Source organism: Deinococcus taeanensis (assembly GCF_020229735.1).
In the GTDB taxonomy this organism is placed as follows: domain Bacteria; phylum Deinococcota; class Deinococci; order Deinococcales; family Deinococcaceae; genus Deinococcus; species Deinococcus taeanensis.
In genome coordinates this window covers 207257-231592 of the sequence record NZ_CP083456.1, presented here as the reverse complement: position 1 = coordinate 231592, position 24336 = coordinate 207257, and the positions used below count along the sequence as shown (strand labels likewise).

General features: G+C 69.3%; 22 protein-coding genes and 1 other RNA gene. 12 read left to right on the top strand and 11 right to left on the bottom strand.

Annotated features, from left to right (window positions below; genetic code table 11):
• Positions 1–302: 302 nt before the first annotated feature.
• The 6 genes from ssrA to LAJ19_RS14770 all read left to right on the top strand — a co-directional run bounded on the left by ssrA (position 303) and on the right by LAJ19_RS14770 (position 7209).
• Positions 303–652, top strand: a transfer-messenger RNA (tmRNA) gene (ssrA, locus tag LAJ19_RS14795).
• Positions 653–1007: 355 nt separating this feature from the next.
• Complete coding sequence (locus LAJ19_RS14790) at positions 1008–1760, top strand: tyrosine-protein phosphatase (RefSeq protein ID WP_225523284.1); 753 nt, start codon at positions 1008–1010, stop codon at positions 1758–1760.
• Between the two features lie 348 nt (positions 1761–2108).
• Positions 2109–3710 (top strand): TROVE domain-containing protein, encoded by a 1602-nt coding sequence (locus LAJ19_RS14785; protein WP_225523283.1) that lies wholly within the window; start codon positions 2109–2111, stop codon positions 3708–3710.
• 126 nt (positions 3711–3836) lie between these two features.
• Positions 3837–4460 carry a helix-turn-helix domain-containing protein gene (locus tag LAJ19_RS14780; protein WP_225523282.1) on the top strand — a complete coding sequence of 208 codons (624 nt, stop codon included), beginning with the start codon at positions 3837–3839 and terminating at the stop codon, positions 4458–4460.
• On the top strand, positions 4460–5854 hold the full coding sequence (locus tag LAJ19_RS14775) for a TldD/PmbA family protein (protein WP_225523281.1): 1395 nt from the start codon (positions 4460–4462) through the stop codon (positions 5852–5854). Before LAJ19_RS14780 ends, LAJ19_RS14775 begins: the two co-directional genes overlap by 1 nt.
• Entirely contained in the window at positions 5851–7209 is a 1359-nt protein-coding gene (locus LAJ19_RS14770) for a TldD/PmbA family protein (protein WP_225523280.1), read from the top strand. The genes LAJ19_RS14775 and LAJ19_RS14770 overlap by 4 nt, the downstream gene beginning before the upstream one ends.
• Positions 7210–8333: 1124 nt before the next feature.
• Here the strand turns inward: LAJ19_RS14770 and LAJ19_RS14765 are convergent.
• A complete protein-coding gene (locus LAJ19_RS14765) occupies positions 8334–9050 on the bottom strand; it encodes a hypothetical protein (RefSeq protein WP_225523628.1) in 717 nt (238 codons plus the stop codon).
• 129 nt (positions 9051–9179) lie between these two features.
• On the opposite strand from LAJ19_RS14765, the gene LAJ19_RS14760 reads away from it, so the two are divergent.
• Positions 9180–9404 (top strand): hypothetical protein, encoded by a 225-nt coding sequence (locus LAJ19_RS14760; RefSeq protein ID WP_225523627.1) that lies wholly within the window; start codon positions 9180–9182, stop codon positions 9402–9404.
• 363 nt (positions 9405–9767) lie between these two features.
• Here LAJ19_RS14760 and LAJ19_RS14755 read toward each other — a convergent pair whose 3' ends face one another.
• A complete protein-coding gene (locus tag LAJ19_RS14755) occupies positions 9768–10259 on the bottom strand; it encodes a DinB family protein (RefSeq protein WP_225523626.1) in 492 nt (163 codons plus the stop codon).
• Between LAJ19_RS14755 and LAJ19_RS22110 the strand changes: the two genes are divergently transcribed.
• A complete protein-coding gene (locus LAJ19_RS22110) occupies positions 10258–10770 on the top strand; it encodes an FCD domain-containing protein (RefSeq protein ID WP_225523625.1) in 513 nt (170 codons plus the stop codon). The two genes, LAJ19_RS14755 and LAJ19_RS22110, sit on opposite strands and share 2 nt — an antisense overlap.
• Here LAJ19_RS22110 and LAJ19_RS14745 read toward each other — a convergent pair.
• From LAJ19_RS14745 to LAJ19_RS14720, 6 genes are all read right to left on the bottom strand, one after another.
• Entirely contained in the window at positions 10707–12218 is a 1512-nt protein-coding gene (locus LAJ19_RS14745) for an FGGY-family carbohydrate kinase (RefSeq protein WP_225523624.1), read from the bottom strand. The genes LAJ19_RS22110 and LAJ19_RS14745 overlap by 64 nt on opposite strands.
• Positions 12215–13825, bottom strand: a complete 1611-nt coding sequence (locus LAJ19_RS14740; protein ID WP_225523623.1) for a fucose isomerase — start codon at positions 13823–13825, stop codon at positions 12215–12217. Before LAJ19_RS14740 ends, LAJ19_RS14745 begins: the two co-directional genes overlap by 4 nt.
• 126 nt (positions 13826–13951) lie before the next feature.
• Positions 13952–14923 carry a dihydrodipicolinate synthase family protein gene (locus tag LAJ19_RS14735; RefSeq protein WP_225523622.1) on the bottom strand — a complete coding sequence of 324 codons (972 nt, stop codon included), beginning with the start codon at positions 14921–14923 and terminating at the stop codon, positions 13952–13954.
• A 104-nt stretch (positions 14924–15027) separates the two neighbouring features.
• The gene (locus LAJ19_RS14730; RefSeq protein ID WP_225523621.1) at positions 15028–15900 is read right to left on the bottom strand and encodes a carbohydrate ABC transporter permease; all 873 of its coding nucleotides are present in this window, start codon (positions 15898–15900) and stop codon (positions 15028–15030) included.
• Positions 15897–16808 carry a carbohydrate ABC transporter permease gene (locus LAJ19_RS14725; RefSeq protein ID WP_225523620.1) on the bottom strand — a complete coding sequence of 304 codons (912 nt, stop codon included), beginning with the start codon at positions 16806–16808 and terminating at the stop codon, positions 15897–15899. Before LAJ19_RS14725 ends, LAJ19_RS14730 begins: the two co-directional genes overlap by 4 nt.
• A 1-nt stretch (position 16809) precedes the next feature.
• Positions 16810–18084, bottom strand: a complete 1275-nt coding sequence (locus tag LAJ19_RS14720) for an ABC transporter substrate-binding protein (protein ID WP_225523619.1) — start codon at positions 18082–18084, stop codon at positions 16810–16812.
• Between the two features lie 262 nt (positions 18085–18346).
• On the opposite strand from LAJ19_RS14720, the gene LAJ19_RS14715 reads away from it, so the two are divergent.
• Complete coding sequence (locus LAJ19_RS14715; RefSeq protein ID WP_225523618.1) at positions 18347–19078, top strand: FadR/GntR family transcriptional regulator; 732 nt, start codon at positions 18347–18349, stop codon at positions 19076–19078.
• 385 nt (positions 19079–19463) lie between these two features.
• Here the strand turns inward: LAJ19_RS14715 and LAJ19_RS14710 are convergent, their stop codons facing one another.
• Together LAJ19_RS14710 and LAJ19_RS14705 are read right to left on the bottom strand one after the other, a co-directional pair.
• Positions 19464–19739, bottom strand: coding sequence for a hypothetical protein (locus LAJ19_RS14710; protein WP_225523617.1), 276 nt, complete (start codon positions 19737–19739; stop codon positions 19464–19466).
• 93 nt (positions 19740–19832) lie between these two features.
• On the bottom strand, positions 19833–20804 hold the full coding sequence (locus LAJ19_RS14705) for a CvpA family protein (RefSeq protein ID WP_225523616.1): 972 nt from the start codon (positions 20802–20804) through the stop codon (positions 19833–19835).
• A gap of 399 nt (positions 20805–21203) precedes the next feature.
• Between LAJ19_RS14705 and LAJ19_RS14700 the strand changes: the two genes are divergently transcribed.
• The 3 genes from LAJ19_RS14700 (at position 21204) to LAJ19_RS14690 (ending at position 23551) form a co-directional block, all read left to right on the top strand.
• Positions 21204–21608 (top strand): RecQ family zinc-binding domain-containing protein, encoded by a 405-nt coding sequence (locus LAJ19_RS14700; protein ID WP_225523615.1) that lies wholly within the window; start codon positions 21204–21206, stop codon positions 21606–21608.
• Between the two features lie 346 nt (positions 21609–21954).
• Positions 21955–22812: an SDR family oxidoreductase gene (locus LAJ19_RS14695; RefSeq protein ID WP_225523614.1), complete on the top strand. Its 858-nt coding sequence runs from the start codon at positions 21955–21957 to the stop codon at positions 22810–22812.
• 127 nt (positions 22813–22939) lie between these two features.
• Entirely contained in the window at positions 22940–23551 is a 612-nt protein-coding gene (locus LAJ19_RS14690) for a methyltransferase family protein (protein ID WP_225523613.1), read from the top strand.
• 113 nt (positions 23552–23664) lie between these two features.
• Here LAJ19_RS14690 and LAJ19_RS14685 read toward each other — a convergent pair whose 3' ends face one another.
• The gene (locus LAJ19_RS14685; RefSeq protein WP_225523612.1) at positions 23665–24105 is read right to left on the bottom strand and encodes a hypothetical protein; all 441 of its coding nucleotides are present in this window, start codon (positions 24103–24105) and stop codon (positions 23665–23667) included.
• Between the last annotated feature and the right edge of the window lie 231 nt (positions 24106–24336).

Sequence of the window (24336 nt, the reverse complement as noted above, 5' to 3'; positions counted from 1 at the left end):
AGCCGCTCAGCCCAGGCGGGGATCAGCCACTGCCGCGCCTGCTGGAGGCGCGCCCCCCTCACGGCGGCCCGGACCAGTCTCCAGTGGCGCGGACCTCCCCGGTATGCGCCCGGTCAGCGGGGCGCCCGCGCCAGGTTCACCTGTGGCCGCTTCACGGGGCCGCTTTCAGCGCGCCTCTGTCTCCGTGCGGAGCCGTGAGGCCGTACCTCACCCGGAGCGGCAGGTGGACCGGGAAAGTGCCGGCCCTTCGTGACCTGGCCCTCGATTTGGCCTGCGGCTTGTGCTAGACTGCTTTTCCCAATGGGGATGACCCGGTTTCGACGGGGATTGCCGAGCGGGACGTTGCGAGCCGAGGATGGTCGTGGGCCTCGAAAATCATCGACCAAGCCATTAACTGGCAACAACAGCAACTTCGCCCTCGCTGCTTAAGTGAGGCAGTGACCAGGAAGCCCGGCCATTGGCGTCCTGCGAACTTACAAAAGATGGCTAGCTTGAGCCGACGCACCTGAGCGCAAGCGAAACTTAAGGCGCTGGGGTCAAAAGAAGCGTGTCCCTGCGCGTCTGAGACCTGAGATCTAAACCAGGGACTACGCTCGTAGAGACCAACGCAACGAGTCTTCGGACGGCGGTTCGACTCCGCCCATCTCCACCACCGACACCAGACCCTCCGGTCTGGTGTTTTCTCAAGTGCACTTCTGTTGGTCACCAGGTCCTGATTTCCGTGCCCAGCATCGACATCTGTGCAACGCAACCCAGGCGCCCGTTGCACATTTATGTGTCCGCGCAGGATGGATCCTAATGTTACGTGGCACCTTGCACCTTGCACCTTTTTGTCGGTTTCCGTGACAGCACTTCGGCGCTTTGCAGGGTTTCACGTCAGCAGTCCAGGCCAGCGCCGTTTTGCAGGGCCGCCTTATGCGTCCCCCGCCAGGGACGCCGCAAAGACTGAAAGGACCCGCACTGTGGAGAGTCACTTATTGTAAAGCCTGCCAGTCCCGGCTACTGGAATGAGCGGCGTCGACCTCTCCCGCCGGGGCAAGGCATCATGCGGTGTGCCACTCACGACTGAACGCACGCTCCCCTGGGAGGGAAGCGTCAACACCCGGTGGGTGCTGCCCGGCTTGATCCGCAGCGCGAACCTCGCTTTCCTGACCCCTCCTGGTCGGGCCCAGCTCTTGTCCACCGGGCCGGGCCGGATCATTGATCTCAGGAATCGGGAAGAGCGGCGCCTTCATCCGGCCCCCTTTGTCGGCGCGCCCTCTTACCTCAACCTGCCGCTGCTGCCGTACCGGAACCGGACGCTCAACACCGCCATTCAGGCGGCGAATACCAATGGCGAGCACTACCGCGCGATTCTCGATCACAGTGCCAATCAGATCGTGACCATCTTTGGCGCCATCCACGACGCTCCTCCAGGACCGATCCTGCTTCACTGCCATTTGGGCAAGGACCGGACCGGTCTGGTCGTCGCACTGGCACTTGAACTGGCCGGGACCGCGCGTGCAGAGATTGCGGCGGACTATGCGCAGACCGATCAGCAGGTGGGGGACCTGTATGCAGCGCTGCTGGCCCGCCAGGCAGATCCTCAGAAACGGGCGCGGCTGGAAACGTTTCTGGTCAGTCGAGAACAGGACATCCTCAGCGCTTTGGAGCATCTCGACACCACCTGGGGTGGGACCGCGGCGTACCTCGAGGCCTTCGGACTCTCCCGGGCCGACCAGCAACACCTGACGACACGGCTCATGGCTCCGCCCACCTGACACGGTGAGCTGCAACCGACAGGTGTTTCATGCCGCGCAGCGGTGCGTCAAAGCGCCTACCGCCGCTGCGCGAAAGCGCCAATGGCGACAGGGAGCGGGTTCCAGGCATACTGCCCTTCGCCCGGCAGTGAGAGCGGCGGTTCCTTCGATTGTTAATCGAGTGGTCGCGGGTTCGATCCCTGCCGCCTGCCCACAGGCGTAGCTCAGTGGCAGAGCACTTTGTGTCCCGCCGCGACATGTTCTCCGGGCGTTCAATCCAGCCAGTGGGCAGTGAGTTCTCCGGTTCCTTCTTCCGAAAAGAAACCACACCGGAGTGCGCCGTTCTCCCACTGGCCTTTTTCTGTGCACTTGCATGACAAGGAGGTCATGCCCATGGGTCTACTCAACCGCAAGCACAGCGCGTCTGCCGCCCACCTGAACTTTATGGGCGGACCAGCCTACGACCTGTCCGATCCCCTGCAGGTCCTGCGCGTGACGGCCGCCAGCTGCTTTTTCGGCGAGCCGATGTACTACGCCCAGGATCCGGCGGACACCCGCCCGCGGCGCGTACATGGGCGTGCCCTCGGCGCTGCGGAACGGGCCCACCTGAACGCCACGCTCGGCGCTCTGGATCCGCAGGAGAGCCGCGCGGCCACACCGGCCCAGCGTCTCGAGCGGGCCATCGACGCCGCCCTGAATGCCGATCCGGAAGGCACCCTGCGCCTCGCGGCCGAACTGCGCGGCGCGTGGAACCTCCGCGTCACGCCGCAGGTCATTCTGGTGCGCGCCGCTCATCACGCGGCCGTGCGGGGCACCGGCCTGATCCGCGAGTTCGCGCCGCAGGTCCTGCGCCGCGCGGACGAGCCGGCCACCGGCCTCGCCTACCAGCTGAGCGCCTTCGGCAAGCCGATTCCGAACAGCCTGAAAAAAGCCTGGAAGGCGGCGCTGGAGCAGCTGCCCCCAGGCGTCCTGGCGAAGTACCGCCTGGACGGCCGGGCGGTGAAGACCCTCGACGTGGTGAACCTCGTGCATGCCCGGAGTCCCGCCATCGACGCGCTGATGCGCGGCGAGCTGAAACTCGAAGGGAACACCTGGGAGAGCCTGATCAGCGCGCGGGGCAGCGGCCCGGCGCAGTGGGCGCAGGCCGTGAGCGTGATGGGCCACATGGCCCTGCTGCGCAACCTGCGTAACCTCGTCCAGCACGGCGTGGCACCTGAGCGTTACACCCGCACGCTGGTCGACGGGGCCGCCGCGGGCCGGCAGCTGCCGTTCCGGTACTACAGCGCGTACCGGGCCGTGAAGGACGCCGGTGCGCCGGCTGAGGTGCTGAACGCTGTCGAGGACGCCCTGGAAGTCAGCCTGGGCGCGCTGCCCCACTTCCGGGGGCGGGTGATGAGCCTGTGCGACAACAGCGGCAGCGCGCAGGGCGCCGCCACGTCCAGCATGGGGCAGATGCAGGTCAGCACCATCGCCAACCTCAGCGCGGTGCTCACGGCCCGCCGGGCCGACGAAGGGCACGTGGGTGTCTTTGGTGACCACCTGGAAACCTTCCGCGTCGAGGGCCGCGTGATGCCGGCCCTCGAGCGTGCCGAGCGGCTCGCGGACGGCATCGGTATGAGCACCGAAACGGGCATCTGGCTGTTCTGGGACCGCGCGATCCGGGAGCGGCAGCACTGGGATCACGTGTTCGTGTACAGCGACATGCAGGCCGGGCACGGCGGGCTGTTCGGCCAGGACCCCGCCGCCTACCGCGACTACGCCTGGCCGGGCGGCGGGCACTCCATCGACGTGCCCAGGCTGATCCAGACGTACCGCCGTGAGGTGAACCCGCAGGTGCTGGTGTACCTCGTGCAGGTGGCGGGGTACAGCGACACCATCGTGCCGGACACGTACCGGGGCACGTTCATTCTCGGCGGCTGGGGTGACGGCCTGCTGCGTTACGCCCACGCGATGAGCCAGACCTTCCGCTGAAACCAGCGCCCCGCGCTTCAGCCCTGTTCGTTCCCGTGACCGGGCCCCTCAGCGAAATGGCCGGTCACGGCGCTGTTTCAGGATGTGCACTTTTTTTTGAAGCATCTGTGGCGCACAGTGAAGCGCGTGCCTTCAACCGGGATGTTCGTGCTCAGCAGTGACCCGCAGCTGCGCGCGCTGCTTGACGTCCGGTACGGCGCACACCTGCTGTGCCAGTTCCGCAGCGGCGCCACTGCCAGCGAAGCGGCCCGCCGCCTGGGCGAACCGGCGCCCCGCGTGACGTATCACGTCGGGCGGCTGCGCCGCCTGGGCCTGCTGATCCCGGCCCCGGGCCCCGGACGGGGCCAGCGGCTGCGGCCCGCCGCGCGGCGCTTCGTGGTGCCGCCTGAACTGGCGGGCACCCTGGGGGCCAGCGCGGCGCGGCCCCTGCTGGCTGCGCTCACCGACGCCTTCCTGACCGCCCCCGCGCAGCGTCAGGCGCCTGAAGGGCGTGCGTTGACGCTGCTGGACCTGGACGCCGGCCCACGGGACGTCGAATTAACGGCCGCGCCCGACGCCGCGCAGCTGCTCACGCGGGTCACCCGCCTGACGCCCGCCGCCTACGACCGGGTGCTGCGCGCCGCCTGGGCCGCCATCGCCCAGGCGGAACAATCCGAAGAACGTGGCGCCCAACTGTTCACCCTGGCGCTGATGGGCTTTCCCGGATCGCCGCTGCCACTGGCCCCCGGTGAAGCCCACGAAGGAGACTGATGCTCGACGAAACCATGGTCCGTGAGGTACTGGAACTCGCCCGCGCCGGAGGCGCCGACTTCGCCGAACTGTTCGTGGAGGACACCGTCAACACGACGCTGCGCCTGCACCAGGGCGAAGTCAAGGACGCCGGCGGCGGAAACCTTTTCGGCGCCGGCCTGCGGCTGCTGTACGGCACCCGGGTGGTGTACGCCTACACCAACGACGTCACTGTCAGCGGCCTGCGCGACCTGGCCGGCGCTGTGGCCAGCGCGCGCGGCGCGCAGGGCGAAGTGGAACGCAGCGGCGCCGGCGGCCTGGACTTCCGCCGCGTGGACGTCACGCCGCTGTACGTGGCCCGCGAGCATCCCCTGACAGCCGCCAGGCGCGACAAGCTGGCCCTGATGCGCCGCGCGCACGGGGCGGCCGCTGGCGTGGGCGACGTCCGGACGGTGGACGTCAGCTACCTCGACCGGGTGCAGCGCGTCCTGATCGCCAACAGCGAAGGCCTGTGGGCCGAAGACGAACGCGTCCAGACCCGGCTGATGGTGAGCGCCATCGCCCAGGACGGCACGCTGCGAGAAAGCGGCCACTACGGGCCCGGCGCCAGCCGCGGCCTGGAATTCTATGACGACGTGACCCCGGAAAGCGTCGGCGCCGAAGCCGCCCGCATCGCCAACGTCATGCTGCGCGCCGGCTACGCGCCGGCCGGCCGGCTGCCGGTGGTGATCGGCAACGCGTTCGGCGGCGTGATCTTCCACGAAGCCTGCGGGCACATCCTGGAAACCACCGCGGTCGAGAAGAACGCCAGTGTCTTCGCCGACAAGATGGGGCGGCGCATCGCGCACGAGTGTGTCAGCGCCGTCGACGACGGCACCATTCCCGGCTCGTGGGGCATGGTGAATGTGGACGACGAGGGCATGCCGGCCCAGCGCACCACCCTGATCGAACACGGGGTGCTCCGGTCATTCATGGTCGACCGGGTGGGCGCACTGAACACCGGCTACGCCCGCACCGGATCCGGCCGGCGCCAGAACTACACCTTCGCGCCGGCCAGCCGCATGCGCTCGACCTTTATCGACAACGGCACCCAGACCCCCGACGACCTGATCCGCAGTGTCCAGCACGGCATCTACGCCCGCAAGATGGGCGGCGGCAGCGTCACGCCCGGCACCGGGGACTACAACTTCGCGGTGAACGAGGCCTACATGATCCGCGGCGGAGAGATTGCCGAGCCGCTGCGCGGCGCTTCGCTTGTCGGCAACGGCGCGCAGGACCTGCTCAACATCGTCGGCGTGGCCGGCGACCTCCGCCTGGGCCAGGGCATGTGCGGCAGCGTGTCCGGGTCCCTGCCCACCGACGTGGGCCAGCCTCACATTCTCGTTTCGGAAATCACCGTGGGAGGACGCGCATGACCGGCACCAGCACCGAACAGCTCACCATCGGGCAGGCCCGCGAGTACCTGCTGGGCGCCGCCCGGACCCGCGGTGTGGCGCTTGAGGTCTACGCCACGCGCGGCACCTCCACCAGCGTCCGCGCCTTCCAGGGTGAGGTCAGCGAATTCAAACTGCACGGCCGTCAGGGCGTCGGACTGCGCGCCCTGGTGCGGGGCGCGTGGGGGTACAGCTTCACGGAGAACCTCGCGCGTCCCGCGCTTGACCGCGCCCTGCAAAGCGCCCTGGAAAACGCTGAGCTGGTGGCGCCGGAAGCCGGCTCGGCGCTGGTCGCCTGGGGTGAGCCGCCCAGCCTGGACCTGCACGGCGAAGGCCTCAGCGGCGTGACGGTCGAGCAGAAGGTGCAGGTGGCCATCGCGCTTGAGCGCACCGCCCGTGAAGCCGACCCCCGGGTGACCAGCGTGCCCTACGGCGGCTACGGCGACAGCGACTCCGAAACCCTGGTCGGCAACACCCAGGGGCTCTCCCGCGGCTTCAAGGCCCTGTACGCGCATCACTTCGTCGCGCCGCTGGTCAGCGAGAACGGGCAGAACAAGATGCGCGGTGACTGGCAGTTCACCCGCGAGTTCACCGAACTGGACCCCACCCAGACCGCCCTGAACGCCGTTCGGAAGTCCGTGGCGCTGCTCGGCGCCCACCCGGCGCCCAGCGGCACGTTCCCGGCCGTCATCAGCGGTGAGTGCCTGGGCGAACTGCTGAGCCTGTTTGCCGGGATGTTCAGCGCCAAGATGGTGGAAGAAGGCAAAAGCCCGCTGGCCGGCCGGCTGGGCGACACCATCGGCAGCGCGCTGATCACCCTGGTGGACGATCCCACCCTGCCGCGCGGGCTCAACTCACGTGCCTTCGACGCTGAAGGCTGTCCCAGCGCGCCCCTGACGCTGCTCAGTGCCGGGCGCCTGACCGCGTTCATGCACAACGCCCAGACCGCCGCGCGCGCCGGCACCCAGAGCACCGGGCACGCCTCCCGCCCCGGGTACCAGGGCCTGGTGGGCGTCGGGCCGAGCAACCTGCTGCTCGAACCCGGCCGCACGCCGGCCGCCGAGATCCGCGCTGGCGTCACCGGCGTGCTGCTCACCGGCGTCTCCGGCGGCCACGCGGGCGCACATCCCTACACCGGCGAATTCAGTCTGGAAGCCGAAGGCTTCTGGCTGGACAGCGGTGACGTCACCCACCCGCTGGAGGTCTTTACCGTGGCCGGCAACATCCTGGACCTGCTGCGCGACGTCGAAGCGGTGTCAGACACGCCCGAATGGTCCCAGTACGGCACAGGCATGCCGGCGGTACGCGTGCGGGCCCTGTCGGTCGGCGGCAGCTGAAGGTCAGCCGCAGGGAGGAGGACGTGTCCGCCGGGCACATCTCCCTCCCTGATGCCGGCTGCTTGCGGAGGAATGCGACCCTGCACCGGTGAAGGCGACCAGAAGGCTCCCGCCGGTCGCGCTGGAAGCCGTGATCTGAGGCCCAGGGCGCACTGGTGAACGCCCTGACATCCTGATTGCCCTCGGCGCGCTGTCGGCCCTGGCCGCCCACACCACCGCCACCCTCCACGGGGACCGGACCAGGCGCGGACGGACCGGGCGGCGTCACAGGCGAGGAGGACAAGCGCGTCTGCGCGGCGTTGTGCGGCGACCTGCTCGTTCTCTCGCAGGGCGCGGGCGTCATGGCCGGCACTGGTAACAGCCGGTAGAACAGCGTGGTGGCCAGCGGACCGGTGAAGCTGCTGTTCTCGTTGTCCACCATGGACGCCGCCGGTGCTCCCCCGGACACGACCCTTACGGCGCGCCGAGCGTCGACAACCCGGAGGAGATCACCGTCGACCTGATCAGGGCGACCCTCAGGGCGTGCATGAAGGTCCGGGACAAGAGCCGCGGGGCGCCGGCACACGAAACGCCTCGTGTCCGTGGCTCTGCTGTGCGGCGCCCACCAGGGTGCGCTGACCGGGCCCCTGTGCGGCGCGGCTCAGGCGGTGTCTGACTGCCTCACGTCCAGGCGCCAGTCCAGCACCTCCACACAGGTCTGTCCGACTTCCATGGCCCGGACCATGGTGCTGCGGTCCGAGTAGCCCAGAAAGGGCGGCGGCCAACCCGTAAAGTCACAGGCAAAAAATCCATGGTGAATCAGCTCGGACCTGAGCGCTGACGCCGTGAATGACTGGGTTTCTCCTGTCGGGCGGTAGGTCAACGTAAACGAATACAATAATGTCATCAGACTGCCTTTAAAAGAGAGTGCTTCGAAGAACAACGGCCGTCCCGGCCGCTGAGCCTCCCGAATCTGTCAATTCTACCTGCGCCGCCCGCCCCCGGATGGAGGCCAGACCGGTATTGCGCGCTGCGGGCCAGGCGGTCACTGGCCTGGGGAGCAGCCGAGGACTGAACCGTGAACCGGCCCGGGTGGCTGCGCGCGTGCCGGAACAGATCACCTGGGGCGCCAGCGCTGTTCGTGTTTACTGCTGAGGGTTCCCGTCCCCTTCCAGCGTCAGGAGCAGCAGGCGGGTGTGTTCCGCCTGCTGCTCCAGTGCCGTGCGCTGGGCCGCGTCCGTCTGCCCGCCCTGTTCCAACGCGCGCACCCGCTCCAGCGCCTCGGCCCCCAGGAGATCGAGGTGGGCGAGTTCCCGCTCTTCCTGCTCGTGCTCCGCTTCCGCCTGCCGCGCCTGGGCTTCTGCACTGACCTGCTGAAGCTCAGCCACCTGCCCGGCGGTGCTGGCTTCACTCAGCGCCGTCGAGATCAGGGCCTGAAGCTGCTCCGCCTGACGGCAGACCACGGCACTCAGGGTGTTCAGGAGCGTGGCGCTGACGTCCTCGAGCGGGGTTCCGCGGACGTCGGCCAGCGCCCGCTGGATCACCTCCCGCAGTTCGGCGGCGGTGCGGGCCTGCTCCTGACTGGAGGACACAATTCCTTCAAGGGCGGTGACGTGCACCTGCAGCTGATCCGTGGCGGCGTGCGCCGACAGGTCCCGCAGTTGCGCCTGGGTGACGGCAATCACCTGACGCAGTGACCGCGTGACGCTGATCTGCTCCTTGCCGGCGCTGATGATCTGCTCCAGAACCTCCTGTTGCACGAATCCCGCGGCGCCGACGTGCCGGCGCGCGGAATTGAACGACGCGTTTTCGGCCTCGTCAAGTCGCTGAGTGGCGCTGGCGTCATCGGAGTGATCGGTCATAGCGCAGTGTACGGGTCACGCTCCTGCGACATTGGGCACCGCCGGAACGCCGGTCTGTCCGGCCATTCATGGAGAGCCTCCCAGGCTTTCCCACCGCTGAACAACACGGTCACGGCGTACGGTGACAGGATGACCTTACCGGCCCCGCAGATCTACGTCACCGTCGTCAACACCCAGACTGGCGCCCTCCTACGCCGACTGGGCCCTTACGACACGGTTGCGCTGGCGCGCGGCGCGTGCAGTCAGTTCACGCAGCAGGGCCTGAAATGGACGCGTGACGAGACCTGGTGGGTGGCCGAGAAGTACCCCCTGGAATACCGGATTCCCCTCGAAGCGCCGCACAGCTCCGTATAGGTCAGGCCGGAGCCACCTGGGCGCCGCTGGCCTGCTTGTTCTGCGCGGGCGGGGCCTGCAGGCCGCCGACAGGACCCGGTGTTCGGACCTCTGGGCAGGCCCGGTTCAGTCCGGTTGAGAGAAGAAGCGCAGGCTCCGGCCGTGAACCGGAGGTCTCACCGCCACAAGGGCTGGCCTCCGGAAACGCCCGCGTTCCACCCGGAACCGGCGTCGGTGGCCTGTGACCGCTGAGCGGGCGTCCATGAGCGGGCGTCCACTGGACCCGCGGGATGAAACGGTATGGGGCGCCCGGCCCCTGTGCCGGGAACCGGTCCAGCGCGCGCTCCGCGGGGGGGCAGGCCGAATGCCGGCGCGGGCTTCCGGTCAGGCGGGCGAAGTTGCTTCCCGTTCGTAGAAGGCCGGTGGTTCGGTGCCCAGCAGCCGCAGGTAGATGAACCCCTGCGCGCGGTGATGAATCTCATTGTCCACCAGGTAGGGCAGCGCCCTGAGATGAGGCAGGGGCGGCACGACCCCGCGCAGCGCCTCACGCGTCAGGTGCGGCCACGTGGTGGCGATCAGCTCGTCGGCTTCGTCCCAGGCCGCGAGAAGAGCCGCTTTGTCCTGAATGGCGCTGGTGTCCGCCAGCTTGAAGTTCCACTCGCCGGTCCGGGTGCCGTGCAGACTGGGCGCGATCATGCGGACGGTTTCGAGCATCATGTCGCCGAACGTCCGCAGGGGCGCGCCAGGCGTGAACGAAAACAACTGATCGTCCGGGAAGCGTTCGATCGTGCGCCGCGTGAGGGCTCGGTGGCCCTTCCAGTGCTGGAGCATTTCCTGAGCGGTGAACACACCGGGTTGGTCGTGCGGTTGGGTCATGTGCGGCCAGCGTAACCGGCATTCCCGTCAGGAGCTGACGTGTATTCCGTGGCGGCTCCCGGCGGGGCCGCGGGCGCGCCGTGCGGCCCCACTGCAACTCGCTCTGCCGACCCAGGACGCCGCCGGGGCTGATACCGCCGTTCACCAGGTCTGGACCGCCGGGTCCGGCAACCATGAACTGCAGCGGCCCCTGGGCCCCCTCAAGCGCAAACGGCGGCGCACCGAACGGGCGTCCTTCAATGCCGCCGCCCCGGGCGAGGCGTCGCTCGCGGAACACGCCGCGGTGTCCGGCGCGCTGCGCCCGGGCGACCTGGAGCGCGGCCGGAACAGCGGAACGTGGCGGACCCGGGGCTGGCCGCCGCGCACCGCCGGTCCAGCTGTGCCCGGCGGGCCGCGCACCACTGACGCCAGACCCGGCCCCGCTCCGGGTGGACCCAGACGGAACCTTCAGCGGGCGAGGGCGTGCACGACCGGGCGCGTGCCGGTGTACAGCTCGCGGTACAGCGGGTAGAGCCGGTCGTACTCTGCCTTCGCGGCGGCGTCCGGGACGACCGTCGGCGCCGGCCTGACCCAGCCCGGCAGGTCGGCCGCGCTGAGGAGACCCGCGGCGCGGCCGGCGAGGAAGGCGTCGCCGTAACTGGCGCCGAGCGTCACTTCCGCCGTTTCCTGCGGCACGCCGGTGACATCACTGACGATCTGCAGCCAGAGCCGGCCTTTCGTGCCGCCGCCCACGGCCACCACGCGGCGGACGTCGGCACCCAGCGCCGCAAAGGCCTCCAGGTTGTGGCGAATGCCGAACGCCACGCCCTCCAGCGCCGCGCGGAACAGGTGCGCCCGGGTGTGCGAGAGGGTCAGGCCCGCGATGACCCCGCGCGCCTGCGGGTCGTTGATGGGCGTGCGTTCCCCGCTGAAGTACGGCAGGCACAGCAGCCCCTGCGCGCCGGGCGGCAGGTCCCGCGCGGCCGCGAACAGCGCGTCGTAGGCCTGCTCGGTCGGCAGGTCCCGCGCGAACTCGTCGGCCATCCAGCGCGTCAGGCTGCCGGTGGTGCCCATGCCGGCCGCGAGGTTCACCTGCCCGGGAAACGCGCCGCCCACCGACCACACCCGCGGGTCCGGCGTGGCGGCCGCCTGCACCAGCACGAAGAACGTGGTGGAGCCGTACATGAGCATCAGGTCACCCGGGGCCCGCACGCCCACACTGAGCGATTCGGCCAGGGCGTCCACCGTGCCCACCGCCACGGGCGTGCCGGGGCGCAGGCCGGTCAGGGCGCCGGCTTCGGGCGTGACCTCCCCGGCCCGCTCGTCACTCCACGCCAGGTCCGGCAGCCGGCTCAGGTCCCGGTCGCCGAGCACCGCGGCGCTGAACGCCGGCGACCACTGGCGGGTGCGGGGGTCGTACAGCGGCATGCAGTGCGCGGCGGTGTGGTGGTCCATGACGTGGCGGCCGGTCAGGCGGTAGGTGAGGTAGCTGCTGGCGGTGGTGAGCGTGTGGGTCCGGGCCCAGACGCCGGGTTCGTGCTCGCGCAGCCAGCGGATCTTGGGGCCGGTGGCCTGGCTGGTCAGGGCCATGCCGCTGTGCGCGAAGAGGCGGGCTTCGCCCAGTTCGCGGTTGAGCGCGTCGATCTGCGCCTGGGCGCGGGTGTCCACGCCGTAGAGGATCCCGGGGCGCAGCGGCCGGCCGTGCGAGTCGAGCGGCAGCACGGTCGGCCCGATCGCGCTGCACGCCACCCCCGCCACCCGCGCGGGATCGACGCCCTGCAGGAGCGCGCGGATCAGCTGCTGCGCGTCGGCCCACCACACCCCGTCGGCGTCCTGTTCCACGTGGCCCGGGGCGGGCATCGACAGCGTATGGGTCACGACCTGCTGGGCGACAAGTTCCCCGGCGGGCGTCACCAGGACGCCCTTGCTGGAGTACGTGCCGACGTCCAGCCCGAGCAGCAGCGGACCGGGGGCGCTCACGCCGGCACGCCGCAGAGGTGAACGTCGACGCCCAGCGCGTCAAACAGCGTGGCCTTGACGTTCAGCGCTTCCAGAGCCGCGTCGCGGCTGGGGGCGTAGGCCACCTGAATGTGGTTCGCCTGATGCTGCGCCATCATCTGGTCACGGCCGACCCCTTCGAGCACCGCGTTCATGATCGGCCACTGGGGCGTCGTGAGCGCCCAGCGGCGCTGCACTTCCGCCTCCGGCAGCGCGACGGCCTCCCCGAGGCCCAGGTCGGCGTGCAGCCGGCCTGAGCGGACGTACACCCGCGACCAGACCAGCGGGCCGGGCCGGCTTTCGCCCTTGAGCGTGCCGCCCCCCTGCGCGAAGAACATCGGCGGCTGACGCTCGCTCGACGCGCCGGCGTACCCGCCCGCGAAATGCGACGCCGGCGCGGCGCCGGAAATCATGAAGACCCACACGAACTGCCCCCCGTGCTGCTCGCCCCAGCGCAGGTCATGCAGGGTGTTGGACGGCTCCAGGCCAAGCGCGGTCCACACCTCCTGCGTCAGCAGGCCGTCCACGGCGGCGCCCTCGTCGACCTCGTTAAAGTGCGGCAGCGCCCGGCCGCCGTACAGGACCTCACCGGTGCGGGGGTCGCGGACCGGGGGCCGCTCGGGGTTGTTCAGCAGGCCCTCGGCGAGGTCGCTGGCCGGCGCGAGGTCCTTGAGGCCCTGCTGGTACTGGATGCCGACGGCGTCACAGCCGAACTGCGCGGCGATGCGCACGGCCGCCACGTACATCCGGAGCTGGTCGAGCGTCTGCCCGCGCGTCAGTTCGCTCGCCGGATCCTCGCCCCAGGCGAAGTGCATGCCGCGCCCGAGCAGCCAGTCGAGCGCCTCCTGCGCCTCCTCGTCCGTGACCTGCTGCATGGCGGCGTACAGGGCGGACTGGCTGAGCCGCTCCTTGTACAGGCCCAGGGGATTGAGCAGTTCGTCGTCGATAACGGCGTTGTACATGCCCATGCAGCCCTCGTCGAAAATGCCGAGGATGGCCTGGCGTTCCCGCAGGTCAGCGGCCAGCCGGGTGCCCAGCGCCCGCTGCGCGTCCGGCACCCGCTGCGCGTCAAAGGACCGGACGTGCGACCGGTCGTGCGTCACCCGACCGGTCTGCACCCACTCGGTCAGGCGGGTGACAAAGAACTCATCCTGAAAATCCTCACTCCACAGGGTGCTGTACTCGGCGTTCATCTTGGTGAGGCTGCCATTGAGGTTGAGCAGGCCCACCAGTCCGGGCCACTGCCCGCTCCAGTTGGCGACCGTCAGGACCGGGCCGCGGTGGGCGCGCAGGCCGGCCAGCACATGATGGCTGTACTGCCACACCGCTTCGGCGACGATCACCGGCGCGTCCTTCGGAATGCGCCGGAACACGTCCATGCCCATCCGCTGCGACGAGATGAACCCGTGCTGTTCGCGCGGGTCCAGGCCGTGCGCGCGGGTGACCTGCACGCCCAGCGCCGAGAGCGCCCGGGTCAGCTGGGCTTCCATCTGCGCCTGCGCGGGCCAGCACTGCTGGTTGGCGGCGAGGCGCATATCGCCGCTGGCAACGAGGTAGGCTTCGGTCAGGGGAAACAGGGACGTCGTCATCAGGAGCTCCAGGGCCCGCCTGCGCGGCGGGCGGCAGATTGAGAAGGCGAGCGGGGCGACCTGAAAGGGTCGCCGCCGCGGGTCACTGTCCGGCGCGGCGACCGCGTCCGGACGTCAGGCGGACCGTTACAGCACGGCGTCGCGGACCGCAGCGGCCGTCAGCGGCACGCCGTCGGCCGCGAGCGCCTGAGCGAAGGCGCTGAGCTGCTCCGTCAGCGCGCGCCGCTCGGCGCCGCCCAGGTTCGGCAGGGGCGGGCGCGACGGGCCGTTGCTCAGGCCCCGCCAGTCAAGGCCGGCCTTGAGGTAGTCGATCCGCCCGCCGCCCCGGATGATCCGGCTGAAGGTCCGGATGTGCCGCGACAGGGCCAGGGCGCGCGCCGCCTGCCCGGCGTCCAGCGCCGCGAAAAACGCCTGGAACAGTTCCGGCACCACGCCGCCCGGGCCGGACACCAGGCCGTGCCCGCCGCTGGCCATGAACGGGTAGCACAGGTCGTCCGCGCCGGCCAGCACGCTGAGGCCTGGCACGTCGATCAGCGCCAGCAGGCGGTGCATGTCGCCGCTGGAATCCTTGATGCCCGCGAAGTTCGGCTCGCGGCCCAGCTCGGCCACGCTGGCGGCCGTCATGGTGTTTCCGGCGCGCTGCGGGATGGTGTAGGCGTAGACCGCGAGGTCCGGCAGGGCCCGGCAGACGGCCTGGTAGAACGCCAGGATCGCCTCATCCTCGTACCCGTAGTAGTAGGGCGTGACGACCGCCACCGCCCGGACCCCCTGGGCCTGGGCGTGACGGCTGAGGCGCAGCACCTCATCCAGGGTCGCCGCGCCGGTGTGGGCGATGATCTGCGTCGCGGCGCCGCCGCTGGCGCGGACGCCGCGCACCACCGCTTCGAGCAGCGCTTCACGTTCCCCGGGGGTCAGCAGCGCGAACTCGCCGGTGGTGCCGCCCGGAAACAGCGCCGGGACGTTCAGCCGGGCGTAGAAGTGCGCGAGCGCCTCGGTCTGCGCGAGGTCCACCGCGCCCTGGGGGGTGTAGGGCGTGACGATCGGCACAATCAGGCCGCGCACGTGAAAGGCAGAAGAATCGGGGGTTGCGTGGGTCATAGGTACCTCGGAAGAAGGGCAGAGCAGCGAAAGCGCGCGGCCGCCCCTGGCAGCTCAGGCAGTGTCAGGGGCGGCCGCGCGCCGGAAGGGCGGCCGGGAAAACGTCAGCCTTTCATGGCGCCGGCGGTCAGGCCTTCGACCAGCTGGCGCTGGAAGAAGATGGTGCCGACAATGACGGGCAGGCACACCAGCGTGGCGGCCGCGGCCAGCGGGCCCCAGTTGGCCTGCTCGAAGCTCAGCATGCCGTAGACCGTCACGGGCAGCGTCTGCGAGCCGGGGCCGCCCAGCACGGCGGCGAACAGGAAGTTGTTCCAGGACTGGATGAACGCCAGGATCACGGCGGCCACGATGCCCGGCTTCACGAGCGGCACGGCGATCAGCGCGAAGGACTGCCACGCGGTGCAGCCGTCCACCGTGGCGGCCTGCTCGAGATCGGTCGGCAGCGCCTCGAAGAACCCGATCATGATCCAGATGATCAGCGGCAGGGTGATGGTGATGTGCAGCAGCGTGATGATCACCAGCGAGTCACCCAGGTTCAGGCGCTTGGCGATGATGTACCAGGGAATCAGGAAGCTGATGGCGGGCGTGATGCGCGTGATCAGGAACAGGGTGCTCAGGCCCGAGAGCCGCCAGCGGGCGATGGCGTACGCGGCCGGCAGGCCGATCGCGAGGCCGATCGCGGTGGCGGACACTCCCACCACCAGGCTGTTCCAGGTGTACTGCACGAACGGCATGCGGCGCATCAGCTGGCTGTACCACTCGGTGGTGGGCTGGGCCGACCAGAAGGTGGGGGGACTGGCGCTGATCTCCACCTGCGTCTGGAACGACATCGACACCATCCAGTAGAAGACGAACACGATCGGCACGATGAAAAACGCGGAGATCAGCATCGGCAGCAGCTGGGCCTTGAGCGCGTGCGGGCGGACCCGGCGGCGCGCCGGCGCGGCGGCAGGCGGGCGGACTTCTGTGACGGTCATGAACGGTCCTCCGCGAGTTTCCGCGCGCGGATCAGCAGCAGCGTGATGCCCAGCACCAGCACGAGCAGCGCGATCACCATGCTTGAGGCGTACCCCATGCGGAAGTAGTTGAAGCTCAGGGTGTACAGGTACAGGTTGATGGTTTCCGACGCGGTGCCCGGGCCGCCCTGCGTCATCGCATAGATGGTGTCGAACAGCTTGAGCGTGTCGATGGCGCGGAACAGCAGCGCCACGAACAGCGAGGGCATCAGCATCGGCAGGGTAATCGCCCAGAAGGTCTGCCAGGGGTTGGCGCCGTCGATCATGGCCGCCTCGTACGGCTCGTTCGGCAGGGTCGCCAGGCCGGCCAGGGCAATCAGCATCACGAACGGCGTCCACTGCCAGGTGTCCACCAGGATCAGCGCGGGCAGCACGCTCTTCTCCGCGTAGATCCACTGCTGCGCGTTCAGGCCCAGCGACGTCAGGAAGTGGTTGAGCACGCCGGTCTGGGGGTTCATCATCGTGACGAAGATCAGCGAGATCGCCACCGGCGTGGCCACCACCGGGAACAGCGCCAGGGTCCGGAACAGGCCGCGGCCGAAGAAGTGCTTGTTCATCACCAGCGCCATGGCCACGCCCAGCACCATCTGCAGGCTCACCGAGCACACCGTGATCAGCAGGGTCCGGGTCAGCGACTGCAGCGCGCGCTGGTCGCGCAGCAGTTCAGCGTAGTTGGCCAGGCCGATGAATTTCGGTGGGTTGGGGCTGGTGATCACCCAGTTGGTCATCGACTGGTACAGGGTGTAGCCCAGCGGAAAGGCGATCACGATGACCGTCAGCAGCAGCGCGGGCAGAACGAACAGCAGCGGGGCCGTGGGCCGGCGCCTGGGGCGCCGGACGGGCGTGCCGGGCAGCGGTGAGGTGGTCATGTCATTGCTTGGCGCTGTTCAGCGCGGTCTGGAAGTCCCGGTTGGCCTGGTCGAGCGCCGGCTTGGACGCCGCGCCCTGGATGGACTGGACGATGGCGATGCCGACCGTGTCGCGCATTTCCTGCACCGGGGGCACTTCCGGGAAGGCGGGCTTGGCGACCTTCAGGGCGTCAAAGTAGGTTTTGGCCCAGGGAATGGTGTCCAGCGGCTTGTTCGTGGCGGTCGTCCAGCTCGACTGGCGCGGGGAGGTCACGCCGTTTTCCACGAGGTACTTGTCAAACGCGCGGTTGGTGGCCCACTGCATGAACACGAACGCCGCGTCCTTGTTGCCGCTGCGGGAGGACATCGCCAGGGCGTTGTACGTGGCGGGCGCCAGGCGGCCGGGCAGCACCGCGTAGCCGACCTTTCCGGCGACCTTGGATTTGGTTTTGTCTTCCAGCTGCACCGCGAAGCCGATGCCGTCGTTGAACATCGCCAGCTGCTCCTGCTGGAACAGGCCCAGCACTTCGCTCCAGTTGTAGCTGATCACGCTGGGCGGCGCGTACTTCTTGAGCATGCCGCTGTACCAGTTCAGGGCCTTGACGGCCTGGGCACTGTTGACGGCGGAGTTGCCCTTGCTGTCCACCCATTTGCCGCCGAACGCCTGCAGCGCGAAAGCGAAGGTGTAGGCGTTGGCGTTTTTCAGGCCGCGGGCGGCGTAGCCGTACATCTTGCCGGGCACGTGCAGTTTCGCCGCGGCGCTTTCAAGCTCCTCGAGGGTGGTGGGCGCCTTGAGGCCCGCCTGCGCGAAGAGGTCCTTGCGGTAGTACAGCACCTGCACGTCCGCCTTCCAGGGCAGCCCGATAATCTGGCCTTCGCTGGTCTTGACGGCGGTGCGCGCGGAGGTGAAGAAGTCGTCGAAGCGGTAGTTCGGATCGAGTTTGCCGGCCACCATGTACTTGTTCAGCGGTTCGTACCAGCCGGCCTGCGAGAAGCGGGACTTCTCCACGGTGAGGCTGGAGTCGAACACGTCGACCGTGCGGCCGCCGGAGGCGAAGTCGATGGCGAGTTTCTGGCGCGCCTGCTGCTCGGGCAGGACCGTCAGGTTGACGTTGATGCCGCTGAGTTTCTCGAACTCACCGAGCCGGTCTTGCAGGATGTCGGACCAGGGGCTTTTGACCACACTGACTGTAATGGTCTTACCTCTCTGGGCCTTCCAGTTGAACGCCTCGGCGTGGGCGACGGACAGGGTGCACAGCGTCAGGGCGGCGGACAGCGAGAGAAAAGAGCGTGACATACAGACCTCCGGGGTCAGGAAGGGCGTCGGGCGAGCCGTGGTGAACGGCTGGACCGGACGCCGAGCGCAGCAGCGGCACTTGATTAAACGTACTATCTTTGTATACGGGATCAGGGGGGCCTTGTCAACGTGCGCCCCAGACAATAGGGCAATGGAACACGCTGGGCGGCCATAATCCCGGCGTCAGACCGCAGACAGGCCCGCTGCCCGATAGGTCATATCTTTCTGGACAAACCGGTGGGACATGAACTAAGCTGGACGCGTGACCACCAAAAGCCTCAGTCGCCGTCACCTGGTGCAGTCGGAACTGACGCGTCGCATCGTGACCGGCCACGTCTCACCGCTCTCCCGCCTCCCCAAAGAAGCAGAACTGGCCGAGGAATTCGACGTCAGCCGCGTCGTGATCCGCGAGGCCATGAAAGTGCTCGCCGAAAAAGGCCTGATCGAAATTCAGCAGGGCCGGGGCACCACCGTCAACCCCGCGCACCGGTGGAACCCCATGGACCCGCAGGTGCTGATGCACCTCGGCAAAGGCGCGTCGTTCTACACCGTGCAGTCCGAACTGCTGGAAGCGCGCATGGTGTTCGAGGTCAAACTCGCCGGCCTGGCGGCCACGCGCATGACCGACCGCGACCTGGGGCACATGGAAACCCTGCTGCGCACCATGGACCAGTACCTCGACGACCCCGACCGCTTCTCGGAACTCGACGCCCAGTTCCACGTGGCCCTGATCCAGGGCGGCAAGAACGCCATTCTCGCCAAGCTGCTCGAACCGGTGCATGAACTGCTCAAAGTCGGCTTCCAGCAGACGATCCTCAAACCCGGCGCCGCGCAGCAGGCGCAGGTGTTCCACTGGGCCATCTTCGACGGCCTCAAGCGCCGCGACCCCGTCGCCACGCAGGACGCCGTGCAGCGCCACCTGATCCGCGCCCAGGAAAACCTGCAGGCCCTGGGCGACTGGCTCAACCCCATCCGTGACGCCGGCACCGCCTGACCACGCAGGAGCGCCGCAGCCAGCCACGACACAGCGGCGCGTCCCGGACCTGGGCACGCCGGTTTCACGGCCGCGCGCCCAGGTCGGCGCACCGCCCGCGCCACAGGCCGGCTGCTGAGGCAGCCGGCCTGTGGCCACTCGCGCCGGCAGGTGGGCTGGCGGCGTCCTTCACGCCTCTCAGGTCAGCTGCAGCGCGCGCCTGCAGTCCTCCACGCCACTGAGCGTGATGCCGGTCCGCCGGCGCCCCGCCCAGCCGAACCCGTGGAGCTTATCCCCCCGCCGCTGCGCCACCCGGCCGGACGCCACACTGTCCTCTAACCCCGCACGCCCGGCTCCGGCCGCCCCGAATCCCTCAAACGCCACGTGAAGAACTGCCGCGCGCTGTTCACAGCCCACCCCCTGCCCCTGGACGCCCGGCGCCAGCCAGGAGAACGTCGACCCGGTCCGGCCCACGCCAGATCGTCTGCAGCCCCTTGCGCTCACGCAGCGGGTGGTTCTCGTACAGCCACGTGGGCTCATGGAACGGCTCCGGACGCGCCCCGGTCACGCCCGCCCGGACCACCGGCAGCACCTGGGCGAACAGGTCCTCCGCAGCGCCGCGCAATTCCAGTTCCGGCGTCACGACCTTCCGACTGAGCGGCGGGGAGAGCGGCAGGGTCATGTCCCCACCCCACCCCGTCGCCGGGCTGAACGGCCATGCGCCAAAGCGCTTCACCCGCCTCAGAGGCGCAGCCTCCCCCTGCCCGCCTGGCGCTCAGTTCCTGAAGGCCTGCGTTACCATGACGCCCCGGTGACCGCCGTCCACGATCCCGATTCCCACGCGGCCGAACCGCCGCCCCAGGATGTTCGCCCGGTGGCCCGGTGAGTTCATCAGGTTGACGTGCGCCGCGCCGACCGTGGGCGCCAGGGCCAGGTTCTCACCGGCCGTGAAGTACCGCACGCCGGCGCCCTTCATGCGGTCGAACGGCGAGGCCCCGTCCGGGTTGACATGAGCGAAGTACCCGCGGGCGAACATGTCCGCCGAGTGCCGCCGCGCGACGGCGCGCAGCGCCGGGTCGGCCCGCAGCCCCGGCAGGCCGGCTTTTGCCCGGGCGGCATTCACGAGTTCAAGCATCCGCGCTTCCAGCAGGGGCGCCGGCGGCGCGTCCCGAACCGTGAACGGCAGGTCGACGTGCCGGCCCGGCGCCCGCCTGGGCTGCAGGGCGCGCAGCGCCTCCCCGAAGACCGGCCCGGCGGCCTGCCCGGCCAACCGCGCGCCTTGCCACAGCGGCGCAGCCAGCCGGCTCCGGTTCAGATCCGCCTGAAGGCCGGCTGGCACCGGCAGCGTGAAGAGCACCGCCACTACGACCCCGGCGGTCAGCACGCCGGTCGTGGCCCCCTGCAGGACGCCAGACAGGCGGTTGAGGGGCGCGGCGTGCGCCCTCCTCGGCAGCCGGCCCAGCAGCGCCCACCCGAGGCTGTCGGTGAGGGCGCCGGTCAGGACGAACAGCGCCACGAACGCGGCCGGCCGGGTCCACGTGGGTGACCAGGACCCGGCCAGCGCGCCGGCCACCGGGCCGGAGAACTGCAGGGCGACCAGCACGGGCAGAACCAGCCACAGCAGTCCGAGGGTGCCTGCGAGAAAGCCGCGCCGCGCGCCCCTCCACGCGGCAAGCAGCACCACCGCCACGATGACCCCGTCCGTCACCGTGACCACCTGCAAGCCAGGAAGAAGAGGATCAGGCATGGCCTGTGTTGTAGAGCCTTAACCGGGTCCGCAGGTGGCCTGCGCCTTCAGAACGCATTGAGAAGCGGAGTGCGGGCCGCGCAGACGGTCGCCGGGAGCGCACGAGCCTGGCGGACCTCTGCGGCGCGCCGGACTGTACAGAAAGCGTGAGCGTCGGCGAGGCTCAGCGCCGACGCGGGTGACGCCGCCTTCAGGCGCCTGGCCCCCCGGCGCGCTGGGGCAGGCCCCTGGGCCGCGAACGCTTCAGTACGGGGCCTGGCGTCCGCTGCGCACGCCGGCCCAAAAGGTTCACCAGGGACAACGCGCGGCCTCGGGGTCCGGCCTGGCTGGCTGCGAACAGCCCTGCGGCGGCTGGCGGAGGCCGGGGCGCTGTGCCAGCGGCGGGACGGAACGCTCACCATGAACGGAACCGTGGACGCGCTGGACGCCGCGGCGCGCGCCGCTGAAGCTCAGCGGCACCGGCGGACATTCGAGCAGTCGCGGCTGGACATGATGCGCGGGTACGCTGAAACGGGCGCCTGCCGCCGGGAGTACCTGCTGAACTACTTCGGGGAGGCCGCTCCGGGGCCGTGCGCGGGCTGCGACAACTGCGCCGCCGTTGAGGGCGCCGGCGGCCCGCCGGCGTGTGAACGGCCCTTTGACGTGGGCCGCCGGGTCACGCACCGCACGCTGGGCGCCGGGACGGTGGTCCGGTGCGATGAGCACGCGGTGACGGTCCTGTTTGACCAGCAGGGTTACCAGCAGCTCGCGCTGGCAGTCGTGCTGGAAGGCGGACTGCTTGATCCGGAGCCGGCCGGAGCGTAGCCAGGCGAACGGGTCGGGCCGGCGGCGCGGGCAATTCAGGCGGTCCTGGGCCCCCTGTCACCCGGTCAGTCGTGGGGTTCGCGGGCGCGCCCGCCGCCGCGCCCTTTGCGTTCAGGTCACCGCGCGTCTGGCCGGGGGCTCCCGGTGCTGTTCGTGGGTTCTCTTGGCCCTGGTCCGGCTGAGCCTGCTGCGCTGAAGGTGAGTCCGCTGGCCGGCGCCGCGTGTATGGCGGGCCGGTGAGGGCGCGCGCCCGAGAGGTTCACCGTGGGTTGCGTGGGCCTTGGCCTGGCGCTGACTTGGTGGCGGCTTCTACACTTCCTGGGCCGTGACCTGATTCCATAACGCCATGAGTGAAGAGCAGACCCTGCCCCCGCAGCATCAGGATGAGCGCCCCGGACGTGAAACGGAGATGACGCCCGCGCCGGTCTACATCAAGCCGACGTACCGGGCGGCGAACAAGCTCCAGGGCAAAGCGGCCCTCGTGACTGGCGGTGACAGCGGCATCGGCCGGGCGGTGGCCGTGCACTACGCCCGGGAGGGCGCTGACGTGGCGATCGTGTACCTCAATGAGCATGAGGACGCGAAAATCACCCAGGGCCTCGTGGAGGAGGCCGGGCGGCGCTGCGTGCTGGTTGCCGGCGACGTCGGTGACGAGGCGTTCTGTCAGCAGGCGGTCGAGCAGACCGTCCGTGCGTTCGGCCGGCTGGACATCCTCGTGAACAACGCCGCCGAGCAGCACCCCCAGGAGGACCTCACGGACATCAGTGCCGAGCAGCTCGAACGGACGTTCAGGACGAACATCTTCGGGTACTTCCATATGGCCAAGGCGGCCCTGCCGCACCTGGGGGACGGGTCGACGATCATCAACACGACCTCCGTCACGCATTACAAGGGCAGCCCCGAGCTGCTGGACTACGCCTCCACGAAAGGCGCGATCGTGGCGTTCACCCGGTCGCTGTCCATGAGTGTCGCGGAGCGTGGCATTCGCGTGAACGGCGTGGCGCCCGGTCCGATCTGGACGCCGCTGATTCCTTCGACCTTCCCGGAGGACAAGGTCGCGTCCTTCGGGGCGGACGTGCCGATGAAACGCCCCGGGCAGCCGGCGGAGGTGGCCACCTGCTTCGTGTTTCTCGCGTCGGACGATTCGAGCTACATCAGCGGTCAGGTCCTGCATCCGAACGGCGGATCCGTCGTCAACGGCTGACCCGGGCCCTGGGATGGGGGGGCACGTGTGCGCCTCCCCCAGCTGCGCAGAGGCAGGTGCCAGACCGGAACGGGGGCCTCCATGCCGTAGGACTTGCTTTTACTTATATCTGAATATATGTTCAGATATGAATTCTGACTGGCTCTCCAACCCGTGGCTGTTGCTGGCCCTGGTGCTCAGCACTGTCTTCTTCGCGTTTGTGTGGCGCTCCGTGGCAGTCTGGCGCCAGACCGGGCACAACCCGTACGTCCTGCCGGCCGACGACACCCTCCAGGGGTTCGTGGGTCGTAGCATGGCCGGCCTCCTCGGCGCCCTGCTGCTCGGCGCCTTCACCCTGGCGCTGGTGCCGGGCGCCGCCGTTCACTTTGCTCCCTTTCCCTGGCTGGGCGTTCGCGCCGTTCAGGCCGCCGGCTGGAGTCTCATGCTGCTGGGCCTGGGCCTCACCCTGCTGGCCCAGGCCCAGATGGGCCACGCCTGGCGCATCGGTCTGAACGACGCCGTCCGGACGGCCCTCGTGCAGCGCGGCTTGTTCGCCCGCTCCCGCAACCCGATCTTCCTGGCCATGCGGCTGAACCTGCTGGGCCTGTTCCTGGCCGTGCCTAACGCCTGGAGCCTGAGTCTCCTCGTGGCCGGCGAGTTGCTGATGGGCGTGCAAGTGCGCCTGGAAGAAGCCTACCTCAGCCGGGTGCATGGCCCGGCGTACGCCGCGTACCAGGCCCGCGTGCCCCGCTGGCTGTAACGCACACAGGCGACGGGCCATCAGCTGTGCCCGGTCAGACGGCCGCACGCAGCGCCGGACAGATGCGCCGGGCCTTCGCGCCGCTGTTCGCGCAACCTGGCGCCCGGGAAGCTCTACAGGTAGGGGGTGATGACTTCGGCAATGGCGGACGCACCGGACAGGTGACGTGGATCGAGGTACAGCACTGGCACGATGGTGTGCCCCTCCACGGTGGCGGCGCTGAACTCGGCCGGACCCTGACGCCGGTCCCGGCCGAACCCCTGCGTGGTGAACATCACGGCGGCCACAGGAATGCGGGAGCGGCGGGCCACAATGGCGAAGTTGACCCGTTTGCGTGTCTCGCGTGACACGGGACTGCCCCCGGCGCCGGGCGTGATGTTCATGGCCACAAAGTGATCAAGCAGGACGTTGCGCAGAACGTCGTACGGCTGGCCGTGCAGGGCCTCCCGAAGGTCACGTTCGAACTGGTCGTCGATCCGGGACCGTTCAGTGCGAGGCGGCGTTGCCGTGTCGGCAGTTGCTGACGAGGTCCGCTTCGGGAGTGTCCATCGCATACGCCATCTTAGGGAATCCCTAAAGTTCTTGTGAGTTGCAGGTTGCCTTTGGTCAGGGCCGCAGCCAGCCCGGCCCCGGCGTGGACTGCGCTCTGAAGGTGCAAAGGCAGTCCAGTACGGCGCCTGGCTGCCCAGTGCCCCCGGTGGGGGGGGTGAACGTCCGGAGTCCCCTCAGCCCCCCGGATCTCCCAGCCACCCAGGCTCAGCCACCCGAGCGGCCGGCGTTCAGCG